The organism is Streptomyces sp. XY431 (assembly GCF_001279805.1).
Classification (GTDB): Bacteria; Actinomycetota; Actinomycetes; order Streptomycetales; family Streptomycetaceae; genus Kitasatospora; species Kitasatospora purpeofusca.
Window position 1 is genome coordinate 1 of record NZ_LGDO01000092.1, and the last position, 15946, is coordinate 15946.

The following is a 15946-nucleotide window of genomic DNA, read 5'->3' on the forward strand; positions in this document are numbered from 1 at the left end:
ACCAGCGCCCGGGCCGTCGCCGAACTGCGCGCCCTCGGACTGCGACCGGTCCTGCTCACCGGCGACAACCGCGCCGTCGCCGAGGCCGTCGCCACCGAGGTCGGCATCCCCGCCGAGGACGTGATCGCCGAGGTGCTGCCCGAGGACAAGGTCGCGGTGATCGGCCGGTTGCAGAGCGAGGGCCGGGTCGTCGCGATGGTCGGCGACGGTGTCAACGATGCCGCGGCGCTGGCCCGGGCGGATCTCGGCCTCGCGATGGGGACCGGCACCGATGCCGCCATCGAGGCGAGCGACCTCACCCTGGTCCGCGGCGACCTGCGCTCCGCCGCCGACGCCATCCGCCTCTCCCGCAGGACCCTCGGCACCATCAAGGGCAACCTCTTCTGGGCCTTCGGCTACAACGTCGCCGCGCTTCCGCTGGCCGCCGCCGGACTGCTCAACCCGATGATCGCCGGTGCGGCGATGGCCTTCTCCTCGGTCTTCGTGGTCGGCAACAGCCTGCGGCTGCGCAGCTTCCGCTGAGCGCCTTCCCGGGGCCCCGGCTGTGTACGGGGCTCCCGGACGCTCGGGCGGCGCCCCGGTGCTGATCCGATGAGGGGACACGGCCGAGGCGTTCCCGGAGGTCAGCGGCCCGGTCGCATAGCGTGTCGTCGCCGTGCCGTCGGCGGGCCGGTGGTCCGTGGCTCGTTGGCGGCCCGTTCGGCGGACGGCTCTCCGGGGACGGCTTCGGGCACGTGGGACAAAGGGGTGCAGGGTGGCTTCCTCGGGAACGAGCGACTCCTTCGGACGCGGGCAGCGCTTCCGCGCCTGGCTGCTGGAAGGCCTGTCCGACCGGGTCAAGCAGCACCCCGGCCCGCACGCCCAGGCCCCCGCCGAACAGGCCCGCCCCTGGTGGCGGGTGATGTGCCTGACCGGCCTCGACTACTTCTCCACCCTCGGCTACCAGCCCGGCATCGCCGCCCTCGCGGCCGGTCTGCTCTCCCCGGTGGCGACCGTCGTCCTCGTCGTCGTCACCCTCTTCGGAGCCCTGCCCGTCTACCGCCGGGTGGCCCGGGAGAGCCCGCACGGCGAGGGCTCGATCGCGATGCTGGAGCGCCTGCTGTCGTTCTGGCAGGGCAAGCTGTTCGTCCTCGCCCTGCTCGGCTTCGCGGCCACGGACTTCATGATCACCATCACCCTGTCGGCCGCCGACGCCACCGCCCACCTGGTCGAGAACCCGCACCTGCACAGCGCCCTGACCGGCAAGCAGGTCCTCATCACCCTGGTGATGATCGCCCTGCTCGGCGGCGTCTTCCTCAAGGGCTTCAGTGAGGCGATCGGGCTGGCCGTCGTCCTGGTCGCGGTCTACCTCGCGCTCAACGTGGTCGTCGTCATCACCGGCTTCTACCACGTCCTCAGCTCCCCCGGCGTGGTGAGCGACTGGGCGGACGCGCTCACCGCGGAGCACGGCAACGTCGTCGCCATGATCGGTGTCGCCCTGGTGACCTTCCCCAAACTCGCCCTCGGCCTCTCCGGCTTCGAGACCGGCGTCGCCGTCATGCCGCACATCGAGGGCGACCCGGACGACACCGAGGAGAAGCCGACCGGCCGGATCCGCGGCGCCCGCAAGCTGCTCACCACCGCCGCGCTGATCATGAGCGTGTTCCTGATCACCACCAGCTTCATCACCACCCTGCTGATCCCGGAGGAGGCCTTCGAGAAGGGCGGCGAGGCCAACGGACGCGCGCTCGCGTACCTGGCCCACGAGTACCTCGGCAACACCTTCGGCAGCATCTACGACCTGTCCACGATCGCGATCCTCTGGTTCGCCGGCGCCTCCGCCATGGCGGGCATGCTCAACCTGCTGCCCCGCTACCTGCCCCGCTACGGCATGGCGCCGCACTGGGCGAAGGCGGTCCGGCCGATGGTCATCGTGCTCACCCTGATCGCCTTCCTGGTCACCTGGCTCTTCGACGCCAGCGTGGACGCCCAGGGCGGCGCCTACGCCACCGGCGTCCTGGTGCTGATCAGCTCCGCCGCGATCGCCGTCACCATCGCCGCCCGCGCGGCCCGCCAGACCGGCTGGACCATCGGCTTCGCGATCATCGCGGCCGTCTTCCTCTACACCACGGCCCTCAACATCGCCGAACGCCCGGACGGCGTGAAGATCGGCGCCTGCTTCATCGCCGCCATCGTGTTCGTCTCCCTGCTCTCCCGGCTCAAGCGCGCCTTCGAACTCCGGGTCACCGACATCGTCTTCGACGACTCCGCCGAGCGCTTCGTGCGCGACTACACCCACCGGCCGCTGCGCCTGATCGCCAATGAGCCGAACAGCCGCGACCTCGCCGAGTACCAGGAGAAGAAGCGCCAGATCCGGGCGGACAACGACATCCCGGCCGAGGACGACCTGGTCTTCGTCGAGGTGACGGTCAAGGACCCCTCGGAGTTCGAGGCGGTGCTCACCGTGCACGGCGAGGTGCTGCACGACCGCTACCGGGTGCTCACGCTGGAGAGCTCCAGCGTCCCCAACGCGCTGGCCGCGCTGCTGCTCACCGTCCGGGACCGCACCGGGCAGCAGCCGCACATCTACTTCGAGTGGACGGAGGGCAATCCGTTCGCCCAGTTCCTGCGGTTCTTCCTGTTCGGGCAGGGCGAGGTCGCGCCGGTCACCCGCGAGGTGCTGCGGGAGGCGGAGCCGGACCGGATGCGGCGGCCGCGGGTGCACGTGGGCTGAGGGGGCGGGCCGGGGAGCCCGGTGGAGGAGTCGGGGATGTGCGGGGCCTGTGCCGATGGGTTGTCAGGTGCATAGCATGGCAGTTCGTCGGTCCCATCCCGCCACTCCGCTACCCGGCCACCCCGCAGAGGAGCAACTTCCGTGCGCAATCGCAGGTTCGGCTCGATCGTTCTGACCGGCGCCCTCGCCCTCGCCGCCCTCGGCACCGCCCCGGCGGCCGTCGCGGCCTCCGGGGCGGAGCAGGGTTCCGCGGTCACCGCCGGCGGCTCCCGGCACCGGGTCGAGGTCTTCGCCGAGGACGGCTCGATCGGACGGGCCACCGTGCCCGCCGCCTCCCCGTACCTGACCGGCGACCGCCCCGGCGTCGCCCCCGCCGCCGGGGACGGCGAGGTCACCCCGATCCTGCGGAGCGGCGACAGCGCCGGCAAGGTCGACGTCGTGGTCATCGGCGACGGCTACACCGCCGCCGAACAGGAGAAGTTCCGGGCCGACGCCGCCGCCAAGTGGCAGGAGCTCAGCGCCGTCGAGCCCTACGCCGGCTACCGGAACCTGTTCAACGTCTGGGCCGTCGCCACCGTCTCCGCCGAGTCCGGCACCACCGGCGACCCGGACCGCGCCACCGTCCGCAACACCGCGCTCGGCTCCTACTTCTGGTGCGAGGACATCGAACGCCTGCTGTGCGTCGACACCAAGGCCGTCGAGAACTACGCCGTCAAGGCCCCGCAGGCCGACCTCGTCCTCGTCGTCGCCAACACCGCCAAGTACGGCGGGGCCGGCTACAACGTCGCCTCCCCGCTCGGCTACGACGGCATCGCCACCGTCGCGGGCGGCAATCCGAAGGCCGGGCAGATCGCCGTGCACGAGACCGGCCACTCGCTCGGAAAGCTCGCCGACGAGTACTTCTACGACGGCTCCGACACCTACCCGGCCGAGGAGGGCGAACCGGCCGAGCCCAACATCAGCATGTACACCGCCGACCGGCTCACCCACGACCGCGCCAAGTGGTACCGCTGGATCGGCCGGACCTCGCCCGACGGGGGCGTGGTCGGCAGCTACGAGGGTGGCGGCTACTACCCCAAGGGCCTGTACCGGCCCACCGAGAACTCGATCATGCGTTCGCTCGGACGGGAGTTCAACCTGCCCGGACGGGAGGCGATGATCGCCGGTTTCTACCGCCACGCCGCCCCGCTCACCAGCCCCACCCCGGCCGGCACCCCGCTCACCCGGGCCGACCGCCTCACCGTCGAGCTCCCGGTCGCCGGCACCGCCCTCAGCTGGTCCCTGGACGGCCGCACGCTGCCGCAGCTGCGCGGACGGACGACGGTCGACCTGCGCACCGTCCCGCTCCCCGGCCCGCGCGGCCGGGGCCACACCCTGACCGCCACCGCCACCGACCCCACCCCCGCCGTCCTCGACCCGGCCCTCCGTGCCGCCCTGACGGCTGCTCTGTCCTGGCCCGTCACCCGCTGACCGGGGCTGCCTGTTCGCGGGAGGTCCGATCCGGATTGTGCGGTTGCACGGGAAGTCGGTCCGTCCGACTTCCCGTGCACGGCGGCCGTGCCCGGAGCGGGCTGCGCCCGGGAGTCCGGCCCCGGGATCCACCCGGCCGGACGGAGCCGTCGGTCACCTGCGACAGTGGGCGGACGACCAGCCCGACGACGCAGGTGGGAGGCCCGTTGACACTGCCGAGAAAGGGCACCCGGATCATCACGGTCGACCAGGTGAGGTACCGGTGGGCCGTCAGGCGCAGGCCCACCTACAGCCAGGGGATCGGACAGTCTCCGCTGACGGTTGCCGTCGAGCGGGCAGAGGGGCCCGGCTCGGTGCTCGTCGTCCGGCTCCTGGGAGCGCATCCGGGCAACTGGCTCGGTCTGCCGACCGTCGGCGCCACTCCCGCCATTGTGGCGCTCGCGGTCCGCGACGCCCGGGAGCGTGGCTGGCAGCCGGGGACTCCGGGCGGCCCGTTCCACCTCGAGCCGGCCCAGGGGGCGACACCCGTTCCTGGCGCTCCTGGCGCTCCTGGCGCTCCGGCCTCCGATGCGCCGGGCGGCCCGTGAGCAATCGGCGGGCCGATCCACAGGCGAGCCGATTCACCGGTGGGCCGCGACCGGCGGTCCGTCAGGAGGCCGCGAGCACGGCCTCCTCGTAACCGGTCACGGTGGTGAAGCCCAGGCGCCGGTAGAGGGCGAGTGCGGTGGGGTGGTCGGCCCGGACGTTCAGGCCGATGTGGTCGACGCTGCCCGCCAGGACCTCGCAGAGCCGCGCGGTGCAGGCCGCCGCGAGCCCCCGCCCCCGGGCCTCCGGGTGAGTGGTGACGTTCCCGATCACCGCCACCCGTCGGGCGGCGGAGTGGACGTGCACGCCGGCCGTCGCGAGCAGTCGGCCCCCGGCGTCCCGGATCCCGACGTAGGGGCCGGTGGTCAGCATCCGCTCGTCGAACCAGTTGCCCGGGTAGCCGGCGGCGAACAGGGCGCGCAGATCCGTGAGGTCCGCCGCGCCGAGCCGCGCCACCGGCCCGAACGGGCGCGCGCCTGATGCCTCGCCCAGGTGCGGCGCGAGGGCGGCGGGGTCGGTCAGCGCCATCCGCAGCATCGCCGTCCGGTGCTCGGCGCGGTAGTCCGGCGCGAGGGCGTCGACCCCGCCGTCGGTGAGGTGGGCGAGCAGTCGGCGCGGCAGCACGGGCCGCATTGCGTGCAGCAGTCCGGCCAGGCGGTCGGCGTGCGCGGGCCGGGCCAGGCCGAGCAGGGTGGGCACGTCCCCGACCGCGTACAGCAGCGCCACCGGACCGTCCGCCGACGTCGTGTACCAGGCGGTGTGGGACCAGAACGGCTCGTCCAGGTCGCCGAGTTCGAACAGGTGGAGCTCGGGGTCCCGGCCGAACCGCTCGGCGAGCGCCGCCCGGTCGTGCAGGCTGGTCAGCGGCGCGGGGGAGACGGGGGCGGGAGCGGGAGGAGGGGTGGGGGCAGGGGCAGAGGCGGAGGCGGAGGCTGGAGTGGAGGCCGGGGTGGAGGCTGGGACGGGGGCCGGGGTGGAGGACACCCGCCGAGCCTACGCGTGCTCCGGGGTGCTCACCCCGCCGGACCCGGCGGGGCGTGGACCCAGCAGGGCCCGGAGCCGGCCGGGCGGCAGTCCGGCCGCGCGGTGCACCGCCCGGGTCAGATGCGCCTGGTCGGTGAAGCCCAACTCCTGCGCCAGCAGGGCGAGTCGCGTCTCACCTTCGGTCAGCCGCTCCAGGGCGAGGGTGACCCGCAGCCGGTTGCGGTAGCGGGCGATGCCCTCGCCGGTGCAGGCCCGGAAGATCCGGCTCAGATGGTGCGGCGAACAGCCGACCGCCCGGCCCAGCTCCTCCAGCCCGAGTCCGAGGTCCGCCGCCAGCGCGACCCGCGCGGCGTCCACCAGCCGACGGCGCGCCGCGTCCCGGACCGGCCGGCCGCTCGCCACCCTCGCCGGCGCCAGTGCCGTCAGCACCTCGCCCGCCAAGGTGACCGCCCGCTCGGCGAGTTCGAACGAGTCCGCGCCGCCGCGCGCCCGGACGACCAGCATCCGATGGGCCAGTGCCATCCGCGGCGTGGTGAACACCAGCCCCTGCGGCACCTCCGGATCGCCGCCCAGCAGTTCGGCGGTCCGCGGCTCGGAGAGCACCAGCTCGGTGTAGAGGTCGCCGCCGCACGGATGCGCGAACTGCTGCTCGCAGCCGATCCGTTCGACATACACGCAGGCCGGGTCCAGGACCTGGTGGACCCCGTCGATCCGCCCCCGGAACATCCCCCGCCGCACCATCACCAGCCCGAACACCGGCGCCGGCCGCAACTCCGTCCACCCTTCCGGCGGGTTCTGGCAGGACACGTCGGCGACACACAGGTCGTCCCCACTCAACAGGGACGCACGTTCGACCGGCATGCCCGCACCCTACTCCCGGGGCGGCCCACTGTCGTCGCCCGTCACCGACCGTCCAGCAGCTCGGAGTTCGGCGCGAGCCGGAGGCCGGCCAGGGCGAGGAGGTCCGCCAGGTCGATCCGGCTGCCGCGGCTCCCGTCGTGCCACCGGGCGAGCAGGCCGGAGCCCTCCTCGTCCCAGGTGTCCGGATCCGGGCCGCCGGGGAAGTGCTCGACGCTGCCCAGGTGCTCCTCGGGACCGACGACCAGCAGGGCACCGTCCAGGCCCAGCAGCCGGACGCGTCCGCCCTCGAAGCCGAGGGCGAGCCCGCGGCGGTGAAGGCGGTCCGACCGTCCCGGTACTCGACCGCGCCGACCGACCGGACCGACTGCCCGAGGAATCGCGTCAGCGGCAGATCCGCCGGACCGTCGGTCGTGCCGGTCTCCTCGGTTGCGTCCGTCGGGTCGGCCCGGAACGACAGGCCCCTGCCGGGCGTGCCGAAAAGCACGGGCCCGAGGTCTTCCAGGTGGAGCCACAGGTGCGGCAACTGCGGTGCGGTGTCGGAGTCTTGGTGGCGGCGAGCCGTAGTCACCCGGGTCAGTCGGGCGCCGACCAGGCCGGCGGCCGTCACGGACTCCTCGTCGATCATCCGGCGATGCTCGCACGGTGCTTGCCCGCGCGCGAACGGATTGCACAAGAAACGACAAGCCGCCGGGGCGGGCCCGGCGGGACAGTGGGACCGGTCGGCGCCCCGTACGGGGGTCGGGGCGCCGACCCGAGTCGTTGAGTCGTTCTTCGGCCCCCGCCCAGTCCGCGTTCTGTCCGAGGAGTCCCGTTGAACGATCCGATCGTTCCCGCCGTCCCATTCACCGAAGATCCCGGAGCCGGAGCCGGAGCCGGAGCCGGAGCCGGAGCCGGAGCCGGACCCGAGGCCGCATCCGAGGCCGCATCCGATCGGCCCGGGCGCCGCCGGATGCTGCGCGGCGCGCTCGCCGTCGCGGGCGCGGTGGCGCTGCGCCCGCTCGTCGCGGCGACGCCCGCCGCCGCCGAGCCTGCTGGTGCTGCTGCTGGTGCCGTCGTGGTGCGGCGGTTCGGCCGGTACGAGGTGCTGGCGCTGCTCGACGCGCACGGCCCGTTCCCCGGCACCGCGCAGGCTGCCTTCCCCGACGCGACGGCCGCCGACTGGGAGCGCGCCCGCCGCCTCGACCCGGCCGCCTTTGGCCCGGGTGACACCTGGGAGCTGGACTTCCGCTGCTACGCCGTCCGCCGCCCCGGCGGCCGGGTCACCCTGGTGGACACCGGTATCGGCCCGGTCGGCAGCCCGGCCTCCGGCTGGGCGCCCGTCCCCGGTCGGCTGCCCGCCGTCCTGGCCCGGGCCGGGATCGCCCCGGCGGACGTCGAGACGGTGGTCCTGACCCACCTCCACGAGGACCACTACGGCTGGTCGGTCACCCCCGAGGGCGTACCGGTGTTCCCGAACGCCCGCTACGTGGTGCAGCACGCCGAGGTCGCGGCGCTCGGACCGACCCGGACGGCGCGCACCTACGTCGTCGAACCGCTGCTGCGCGCCGGGCAGTTGCACGAGGCCGACGGCCACTCGGTGCTCGCCGGCCGGGCCCGACCCGGAGGCGGCGCGATCACCCTGCTGCCGACGCCCGGCCACACGCCGGGCCACCAGTCGGTCCTGGTCGACGGTGGCGGGGACCGCCTGCTGGTCACCGGGGACGTGCTGGTCCACGCCGTCCAACTCGCCACCCCTGCCGTGCGCTACCTCTTTGAGGCCGACCCGGAGACGGCCCGCCGCAGCCGTGAGCAACTCCTCGCCGAGGCCCGCCGCACCGGCGCGGTACTCGGCACCGCCCACCTCAACCGCCCCTTCGTCCGACCGTGGACCCCGGCCGGCCGCACGCCCCCGCACTGACGCCGTCCGCCTCGGGGGAGCAGCCCCGGAGGATCCCGACGGGCCCCGCCCGCGCGGCGGCCGGTGCGCCCTCGGGCCCCCATCGGGCGTTCTTCGAGAGCTTCCTCAAGGAGACCCGGCTCGCTCCGGGGAGCCCCGACCCGCGGTTCGGCGGTTTCCACGGGCCGGGGCTCCGGTGGAGGCCGCCCTCTGGCGGGACGGTTCGGGGTGTGGTCCCATCGCGAGTGGGGCGCGTGGGGGTGCCCGCGTCGAGAGGGGGCCGGTTCTTATGGAAGAGCAGCCGTTCCGCACCGCCGAGGTCGAGGACGCCCCGGTCGTGGTCGCCCCGGACGGTGCCACCGTCCGGCCGTTGCTGACCCTGGACGGTCTCGGCAGTCAGGCCGTCTTCGAACTCGCTCCCGGTGTCGTCACTCGCGCCGTCTCCCATGCCACCGTGCAGGAGCTCTGGTACGTCACGGCCGGCCGGGGCCGGATCTGGCGGCGGCAGTCCGGCCGGGAGTCCGTGGACGTCCTGCGGGCGGGAACGTCGGTCTCGGTGCCACTGGGAACCGCCTTCCAGTTCCGTGCCGATCCGGACAGCCCGGGTCCGCTGCGCATTGTCGCCATCACCATGCCTCCCTGGCCGGACGGCTCCACCACCGAGGCCCGCCCCGAGGACGGCCCCTGGTCTCCCACCGTCGGCTGACGCGAACGGGTGCGGCCGGTGTCCCCGTGGGAGTGGGGACACCGGCCGGTCGCAGGCTGCGTGGTGTTCGGTGTGTGCTGTTCGGTGGGCGCGGTTTCGCGCTGGGCCTCGGGCGGGGGTCAGAGGGGGAGAGTCAGCTCCTGGCCGGGCTGGATGAGGTCGGGGTCCTCGCCGAGGGCCGCGCGGTTCCGTTCGTACAGCGCCTGCCAGCCGCCGGGGACCCGGAGCTGCTCGGCGATGCTGTCGAGGGTGTCGTCGTCGCGCACCGTCCAGGTGGTGGGGCCACCGGCCGGGGGAGGGGCGGCGGGAGTGCCGGGGTGGGGCGCCTCCGCCGGTTCGGCGGCCGACTCGACCGGGGGGCGTTCGCGGTCCCGGTCGGCGCGGGAGCCGCAGACCGGCCACGGGGTGAGCCCGCGCTGTTCGGCGAGGGCGTTGGCGACGGCGATCTGCTCGTCCCGGCTGGCCAGGTCGGCGCGCGGGGCGTAGCGGAGGCCGCCGGTCTCCTCCCAGGTCGGCTCGTCGAACTGGAGGCCGCCGAAGTAGCCGTTGCCGGTGTTGATGTGCCAGTCCCCGCTGCTTTCGCAGGCGGCGACCCGCTCCCAGTCGATCACGGTCCCCCGATCGATGCCCGCTCCGCCTCCCGGGCCCGGTGGCGCGGCGTGCGCCGCGGCGGCGGCGGCGAGGACGGCGGCCAGGGTGCACACGGCGGTGGGGAGCAGGCGGCGCAGGTGCGCGATGGGGGGCATCGGCGGCTCTCAGGTCCGGGGGCAGGGGCGCGCGCCGCTCGGGAGCGGCGCGTTCCCACCGACGCACGCCGGGCCCGCCGGATCCCCGCCGACACGTCGAGCAGGTCACCCGCCCGGCTCCGCACCGCCACCCGGCCGGCTCTCGTCCCGCCGCTCGGGCCGGCCCGCCGGGACGCCCGCCCGGCCGGTCCGGTCCCGTGACGGTGCTCACAGGGTCGAACGTGTGCGAACACTTTCGGGTGCGTGTGCGGCATTCGGGTGGAGGTTCGGCCGGCTCCCAGGGGCTCCGGCTCGTGCGTTTGTGCGAGTCGCCGGCGCCCGTCCGGCCGGGCCGGAGGTCGGGCTGGAGGCCGGGTCGGATGCCGCGCCGGATGCCGTGCCGTGTGTCGTGCCGGACCTTCCTCGTGTGCCTGTCCCCGGACGAACGACGGCCCCCCGGCGCGAACGCCGGGGGGCCGGGGAGGAGCAGGGTGGAGCAGGCGGAAGTCCGCAGGTCAGCGGCGCTTCTCGCGCTCGGCCGCAGCGGCGGCCTGCTGGCGCTGCTTCTCCTCCTTCTCGTGCTTCTCCTTGACGCGCACGGACTCCTTGCGGACCTCCTCCTGGATCGTCCGCTCGCGCCGGAGCCACTCCGGGTTCTCCTCGCGGAGCTCCTCGATCTGCTCGGTGGTGAGCGCCTCGGTGATGCCGCCGCGCGCCAGGCCGGACGCGGAGACGCCGAGCCGGGTGGCCACCACGGAACGCGGGTGCGGGCCGTTGCGGCGCAGCTCCTGGAGCCACTGCGGCGGCTCGGTCTGCAGGGCGGTGAGCTCCTCGCGGGAGATCACGCCCGACTGGAAGTCGGCAGGGGTGGCGCCGAGGTAGACCCCGAGCTTCTTCGCCGCCGTCGCCGGCTTCATGGTCTGCGTGGTCTTCTGCTTGAGCGATGTCATGGTCACCAGGGTAAGCGAGCGGCCGACGCCCGCTGTCACGGTCGGTAGCCTTGGGCGGGTGACAGAGATGCAGGTGACACCCTCGTTCCGGCTGGCCTACGTCCCGGGCGTGACCCCCGGCAAGTGGGCGCGCGTCTGGTCGGAGCGGCTCCCGGACGTTCCGCTCGCCCTGGTCGCGGTCGAAGCCGCGGCCGGGGAGCCGACGCTGCGCGCGGGCGACGCGGACGCGGGGCTGCTGCGGCTGCCGGTCGACCGGACCGGCCTGAGCGCGATCCCGCTGTACACCGAGACGACGGTGGTGGTGTTCCCGAAGGACCACTGGCTGGCGGCGGCGGAGGAGGTCACCGTCGCGGACCTCGCCGACGACGTGGTCTTCCACCCGCTCGACGACACCCTCGAATGGGAGCAGCTGCCCGGGCGGCCCGCCATCGAGCGACCGGCGACCACGGCCGATGCGATCGAGCTGGTCGCGGCCGGGGTCGGGGTGCTGCTCGTCCCGCAGTCGCTGGCACGCCTGCACCACCGGCGGGACCTCACCTACCGGACGATGGCGGACGCCCCGCAGTCCCGGATCGCGCTGTCCTGGCCGGAGGAGCAGACCACCGACCTGGTGGAGGAGTTCATCGGCATCGTCCGGGGCCGCACGGTCAACAGCTCGCGCGGCCGGGGCCAGACGGCCGCGACCCCGGCCGAGGCCCCGGCGGCGAAGTCCGCCCCGGGTCGCGCCGGCGGTGCGAAGAGCGGCAGCGGCGGTGCCAAGGGTGGCGCCGCCAAGGGGGGTGCGGCCAAGGGTGGCGCTCCCAAGGGCTCGGGCAAGCCGGCCGCCGGGGGCCGGGCCACCGCGGGCGGGCGTGCCCGGGGCGGCTCCGGATCGTCGTCCGGTGGCGCGGCGGCCGCCCGGCGCGGCCGACCGAAGCGTCGCGGCTGACGTTCCCCCGCCGGCCGTGCCGGGTGGGTGCGCCGGGTGGGTGCGCCGGCCCGCCGGTCGTGCGCGCCCCCTCGGCCGGTCACGCGCTCCGGGGGGCGGCCAGGGTGTTCAGCAGGGCGGCGCCGCGCTCGGCGTCGTCCACGCTCACCGCGAACTCCGCGCCCTGTCGGGGCCGGATCACCAGGCACTCGCCGCGGCGCAGCATGACCGTGGTGCCCAGACCGCTCAGCCGGTAGCCCCAGCCGCCCACCTGGGCCGGGGTGCGGGTCTCGGCCCGGGCCGAGACGATCTCCTCCGGATCCCAGTGCCGGGACGGTCGGCCGAGCGGGCCGAACGCCACATCCAGGCCGCGCTCGGTCACCCGCGCCTGCACCGACGAACAGCTGAGCCCGGCCAGCGCGACGACCGCCAGCGGCGCGGCGGTCGCCCAGGCCGCCCCGCCCAGTCCGGCGAACCCGGCCAGTGCCGCCCCCGCCGTGCCCAGCCCGGCGAACCCGGCCAGCAGTCCCAGCCAGGGGTTGACCGCCCGGGAGAGCCAGACCGCCCGCTGCCCGTCCGGCAGGTCGAGGCGCGGGCCGTCGGCGACGGTCGCGGCGAGCGGCCCCGGGCCCTGCGGCCGGGCGAGCCACCAGGCCAGCGCGCCGGCCGCGACCGCCGCCACCAGGACCAACAGCACCTCGGCGCCCACCGGCCCGGCCTCCTGCCAGGTGGGGCGGTCCAGGTTGGCCGAGACGATCGCGGCCTGCGCGCCCGTCAGCAGTGCACCCCCGAAGCCGAGCCCGACCGCCGACCAGGCCTTCGCCTGCTCCCCGCCGCGCCACCGGGCGACGGCCGCCGCCGCGACCGAGGCCGCCCACACCGCGGCCGGGAAGCCCGCCGCGGCCGTCAACGACATCGAACCGTCCGGTCGCGTTCCGCTCCAGTGCGTGGCCAGGGGCTCCGGCAGCCGGTCGCGCGCCACCCACGGCAGTCCGAGCAGCAGTGCCAGCACCCCGAGGGCGAGCGCCCCGAACGCGAGCATCCCGATCACCCGGACCGCCGCGTCCTTGCGGGCGTCGTGCCCGCCCTCCTGCGAAACCTTCTTCACTCCAGCCCCCTGATCATCTCGACGAGCTCCTCCCGGCTGAAGCCTGCGTGTGCCGCGTCGGCGACCAGCCGCCGCGCCGCGTCCAGCAGTTCGGCGCGGCGGTCGGCACCGCGGGCGACGGTGATGCCGCGCCCCCGGCGGAACTCCAGTACCTCTTCGTCCCGTAGCACCCGGAGCGCCCGCAGCACCGTGTTCGCGTTCACCCCGAGCGCCCGCGCCAGATCCCTCGCCGGCGGCAACCGCTCCCCGGGTACGCACTCGCCCTCACCGACGGCCCGCCGGATCGCTCCCGCAACCTGCTCGTGCAACGGCCGGGAGTCCCCGGCCTCCAGCTTCAGCAACATGATGCTAGTGAGAGTAGCACCATCGCCGAATGACGCCAGCGCCGCTGACGGCCGGTCGCGCGACCGGTGGTGGCCCCGCTCGGGTGGGTTGGTGGGTTGGCTGGTTGGTGGGCTGGTGGGCTGGTGGGTCGGGGAGTCGGGGAGTCGGGGCGGGGCGCGGACTCAGGAGCAGCTCCGGGCCCCAGGCGTTCAGCAGGGCGGTGCGGCCCGGAAGGCCCCCTCGGTGCTGAGCCGTCCCCTCGCGGAGGCCGTCCGGGGTGAGGGCCGGTTCGGCCGACGCTTTGCTGACGAACGCGGCGAAATCCGGTGTCAGGCCAGGTCCTTGCGCATCAGCGTGCACATCGTCTCGTGCCGCTGGAGTGAGCCGTCCTCGGCCTCCACGTCCCAGGAATCGAGCTCACGGCCGAAGGCCCGGTAGCCCAGGCGTTCGTAGAGGGCGCGGGCGCGCGGGTTGCTCTCCTCGACGCCGAGTTCGGCGCGGTCAGGCCCCTGGTGCGGATCCGCTGTTCGGCGGAGCCGACCAGCAGCGTGCCGATCCCACAGGACTGGAGGGCCGGGTGGACGCCGAGTTGCCAGAGTGTGCCGGCTCCGGGCTTGACCGTGTAGTCGATGCCGCCGACCGCCACCGGCAGCCCGACCGGCGTGCAGACGGCCAGGTAGTCGACCTCGCCCGCTTCGGCGCGGCGGATCTGGTGGACCAGCTCGCGCACGTGCTTGGGGGAGCCGGCCCAGCCGCAGGACGGCAGGTCCGCCTCGGTGAGGTCGCGCACCGACAGGTGCAGCCTGATCTCGCTCATCGCCGCCTCCCTGTGGCTCCTACGACTCCGGCAGCGGCCGTTCTCCCATTTCAGCAAGCCGATCCGCGTGCCGTCCAAGGGGTTTCGGACCGGCCCTCGGCGTCAGTCGGACGGGCTTGCGCTCGGACATATAGGGCGGGTTCTGTCACCGAAGGAATTGCTGAATTCGTGATGCCGCTCCGACCCGGCCGGGCCGGTGACTCGTATCGGATGATGTCAAGGGTCGACCAGCGGGCGTCAGTTGACCAGACTGAGCCGAATGACGACACGCCCCTCTCCTCAGGAAGACCTCCGCGCTGTTCTCTTCGACTCGGGCGGCGTGCTGATGCAGCCGATCGGCGGCCGGTGGAACCCGCGAGCCGACTTCGAGCAGACCGTTCTCGCCCACGTGCCTTCGATCACGTCGGAACAGTTGGCGGCAGCTGTCGCCGCAGGCGACCGCTACCTCGCCACCTCGTCGTCGACGCCCGAGACAGACGACTACCACCGGGTGATGCTGAGTGACGTGGGGGTGGATCCGACCTCGGAACTCCTCGCCGACCTGCGCCGCGAGGTCCCGCCCGCCACGCTCCTGGAGACCTACCCGGAAGTCATGGGCACTCTGGAAGAGCTCAGCCGACGGGGCGTGCGGATGGCAGTGGTATCGGATGCCTGGCCCAACCTGCCTGACCTTCACGCGGGACTGGGGATCGGGCGGTTCTTCGAGGCGTATGCGATCTCTGCGGTGCTCGGCTGCAACAAGCCGGACCCGCGGATGTACCACCACGCCAGCGCCGCGCTGGGGCTCGCGCCGGCACAGTGCCTGTTCCTCGACGACGATCCGGCCCTGGTCGCCGCGGCGATCGGACTCGGGTACGCGGGGCGCGCGGTCTGCCGGGGACCGGTCACCGCGGAGGTGCCCTTCATCACCTCCCTGGTTGAGTTGTTGGACCTCTTCTGACCTGGGCGGGCATCGGTTGCCGGCGGTCTGCCCGCCCCCGTGGTTCCGTGACCACGTTGCGACGGACGTCGGTGAACCGGCTCGAAGAGGACACCACGCATCCCCGGGCGCGTCCTGTCGGGCGCTTGCCGGACAGCGGGTGCCCTGTGCCCGGCGGACGGCCTCCGTTCTGTTCGGAGGTCAGTCACGGAGCGCACGGCGGGTCGTTGTGGTGAGCAGGGTGGTGGCGAGGAGGGCCAGGGTGACGGCGGTGACCAGGACGGGGGAGGGGCCGGCGGGGTGGCCGGCACGGCGGACGGTGCCCATGAAGTCGAGCGTGGCGATCTGGTTCACCGCCAGGTACCAGAGCGGCAGGTAGAGGGCCTGGAAGAGGCGGTGGGTGCGGGAGAGGGTGCCGAGGGCGAGGGCGAGCGAGGGGATGAACAGGGCGCCGGCCGACCAGGCCGCCACCCCGGCGGTGTCGCCGGCCGCGGCGAGTCGGACCAGGACACCCGCACCGACCAGGGCGGTGAGCAGCACCCCGGCGGCCCATTCGGCGAGCAGCCGGGCGCGGGCGGCCGGGTAGGCGCTGAGCAGGACCTCCAGGTCGTTCTCGGCCGAGCGGCTCCCGAGGCGCGACCAGAGCAGTACCGGCCAGACCCAGGCGGCAGGCAGCACCGCGCCGACGCCGGTGTCCGGCGGTACGGAGAGCCCGGCCAGCACCAGGCAGGCCGCCGCGAGCCACCACCAGCGCGAGGCGTCGGCGAACAGGATCCGCGCCTCACCGAGCAGCAGTCGGCCGTAGTGGGAGCCGAAGCGGGAGCGGGACCGGTGGTGGGTGCGGGGCGGGGAGGCGGCTCCGGCCGGCAGCGCGACGGGCGGGGCCGCCGTGCGGACGGGACCAGGGGCGGGGGGCGGAGGGGGGGGGGGCGCCGATCCGGCGGGGGGCCGGTCGGGCGCCCTGGGGCGGGGGGGGGCGAAGGGGGGGAACCAAGGGGGCG

Annotated in this window: 13 protein-coding genes and 2 pseudogenes; 7 read left to right on the forward strand and 8 right to left on the reverse strand. The window is 74.4% G+C overall.

What is annotated here, in order from left to right:
- The 3 genes from ADK60_RS12415 to ADK60_RS12425 form a co-directional block, all read left to right on the forward strand.
- Window positions 1–522, forward strand: a 522-nt coding sequence (locus tag ADK60_RS12415) for an HAD-IC family P-type ATPase (protein WP_159400406.1), incomplete at its 5' end; no start/stop codon positions are given.
- 232 nt (window positions 523–754) lie between these two features.
- Complete coding sequence (locus ADK60_RS12420; RefSeq protein WP_053645648.1) at window positions 755–2713, forward strand: APC family permease; 1959 nt, start codon at window positions 755–757, stop codon at window positions 2711–2713.
- 141 nt (window positions 2714–2854) lie between these two features.
- A complete protein-coding gene (locus ADK60_RS12425; RefSeq protein ID WP_234371050.1) occupies window positions 2855–4183 on the forward strand; it encodes a M64 family metallopeptidase in 1329 nt (442 codons plus the stop codon).
- 648 nt (window positions 4184–4831) lie between these two features.
- Here ADK60_RS12425 and ADK60_RS12435 read toward each other — a convergent pair.
- Together ADK60_RS12435 and ADK60_RS12440 are read right to left on the reverse strand one after the other, a co-directional pair.
- The gene (locus ADK60_RS12435) at window positions 4832–5752 is read right to left on the reverse strand and encodes a GNAT family N-acetyltransferase (protein ID WP_234371051.1); all 921 of its coding nucleotides are present in this window, start codon (window positions 5750–5752) and stop codon (window positions 4832–4834) included.
- Window positions 5753–5761: 9 nt separating this feature from the next.
- The gene (locus tag ADK60_RS12440) at window positions 5762–6613 is read right to left on the reverse strand and encodes a helix-turn-helix domain-containing protein (RefSeq protein ID WP_053645652.1); all 852 of its coding nucleotides are present in this window, start codon (window positions 6611–6613) and stop codon (window positions 5762–5764) included.
- Window positions 6614–7562: 949 nt separating this feature from the next.
- On the opposite strand from ADK60_RS12440, the gene ADK60_RS12445 reads away from it, so the two are divergent.
- Together ADK60_RS12445 and ADK60_RS12450 are read left to right on the forward strand one after the other, a co-directional pair.
- Entirely contained in the window at window positions 7563–8510 is a 948-nt protein-coding gene (locus tag ADK60_RS12445) for an MBL fold metallo-hydrolase (RefSeq protein ID WP_079008298.1), read from the forward strand.
- A 268-nt stretch (window positions 8511–8778) separates the two neighbouring features.
- The gene (locus tag ADK60_RS12450) at window positions 8779–9195 is read left to right on the forward strand and encodes a cupin domain-containing protein (protein WP_053645654.1); all 417 of its coding nucleotides are present in this window, start codon (window positions 8779–8781) and stop codon (window positions 9193–9195) included.
- A 119-nt stretch (window positions 9196–9314) separates the two neighbouring features.
- Here the strand turns inward: ADK60_RS12450 and ADK60_RS47590 are convergent, their stop codons facing one another.
- Together ADK60_RS47590 and ADK60_RS12460 are read right to left on the reverse strand one after the other, a co-directional pair.
- Window positions 9315–9941 carry a LysM peptidoglycan-binding domain-containing protein gene (locus ADK60_RS47590; protein WP_053645656.1) on the reverse strand — a complete coding sequence of 209 codons (627 nt, stop codon included), beginning with the start codon at window positions 9939–9941 and terminating at the stop codon, window positions 9315–9317.
- Window positions 9942–10435: 494 nt separating this feature from the next.
- Window positions 10436–10870 carry a DUF5997 family protein gene (locus ADK60_RS12460; RefSeq protein WP_053645658.1) on the reverse strand — a complete coding sequence of 145 codons (435 nt, stop codon included), beginning with the start codon at window positions 10868–10870 and terminating at the stop codon, window positions 10436–10438.
- Between the two features lie 58 nt (window positions 10871–10928).
- Between ADK60_RS12460 and ADK60_RS12465 the strand changes: the two genes are divergently transcribed.
- Window positions 10929–11798: a LysR family substrate-binding domain-containing protein gene (locus ADK60_RS12465; protein ID WP_053645660.1), complete on the forward strand. Its 870-nt coding sequence runs from the start codon at window positions 10929–10931 to the stop codon at window positions 11796–11798.
- A gap of 79 nt (window positions 11799–11877) precedes the next feature.
- On the opposite strand, the gene ADK60_RS12470 is transcribed toward ADK60_RS12465, so the two are convergent.
- The 3 genes and pseudogenes from ADK60_RS12470 to ADK60_RS12480 all read right to left on the reverse strand — a co-directional run bounded on the left by ADK60_RS12470 (window position 11878) and on the right by ADK60_RS12480 (window position 14026).
- A complete protein-coding gene (locus ADK60_RS12470) occupies window positions 11878–12885 on the reverse strand; it encodes a DUF1648 domain-containing protein (RefSeq protein ID WP_234371052.1) in 1008 nt (335 codons plus the stop codon).
- Entirely contained in the window at window positions 12882–13229 is a 348-nt protein-coding gene (locus tag ADK60_RS12475) for a GntR family transcriptional regulator (protein ID WP_045943956.1), read from the reverse strand. The genes ADK60_RS12470 and ADK60_RS12475 overlap by 4 nt, the downstream gene beginning before the upstream one ends.
- A gap of 309 nt (window positions 13230–13538) precedes the next feature.
- Window positions 13539–14026: pseudogene (locus ADK60_RS12480) on the reverse strand (GNAT family N-acetyltransferase).
- Window positions 14027–14285: 259 nt separating this feature from the next.
- On the opposite strand from ADK60_RS12480, the gene ADK60_RS12485 reads away from it, so the two are divergent.
- Window positions 14286–14966 (forward strand): HAD family hydrolase, encoded by a 681-nt coding sequence (locus ADK60_RS12485; protein WP_053645662.1) that lies wholly within the window; start codon window positions 14286–14288, stop codon window positions 14964–14966.
- A gap of 180 nt (window positions 14967–15146) precedes the next feature.
- Here ADK60_RS12485 and ADK60_RS12490 read toward each other — a convergent pair.
- Window positions 15147–15946, reverse strand: a pseudogene (locus ADK60_RS12490) (hypothetical protein); the annotation flags it as partial.

Coding starts and splice junctions, on each gene's coding strand:
- ADK60_RS12440 (WP_053645652.1), bottom strand. CDS start 6,613: ATGCCGGTCGAACGTGCGTCCCTGTTGAGTGGGGACGACCTGTGTGTC.
- ADK60_RS12445 (WP_079008298.1), top strand. CDS start 7,563: ATGCTGCGCGGCGCGCTCGCCGTCGCGGGCGCGGTGGCGCTGCGCCCG.
- ADK60_RS12450 (WP_053645654.1), top strand. CDS start 8,779: ATGGAAGAGCAGCCGTTCCGCACCGCCGAGGTCGAGGACGCCCCGGTC.
- ADK60_RS47590 (WP_053645656.1), bottom strand. CDS start 9,941: ATGCCCCCCATCGCGCACCTGCGCCGCCTGCTCCCCACCGCCGTGTGC.
- ADK60_RS12460 (WP_053645658.1), bottom strand. CDS start 10,870: ATGACATCGCTCAAGCAGAAGACCACGCAGACCATGAAGCCGGCGACG.
- ADK60_RS12475 (WP_045943956.1), bottom strand. CDS start 13,229: ATGTTGCTGAAGCTGGAGGCCGGGGACTCCCGGCCGTTGCACGAGCAG.
- ADK60_RS12485 (WP_053645662.1), top strand. CDS start 14,286: ATGACGACACGCCCCTCTCCTCAGGAAGACCTCCGCGCTGTTCTCTTC.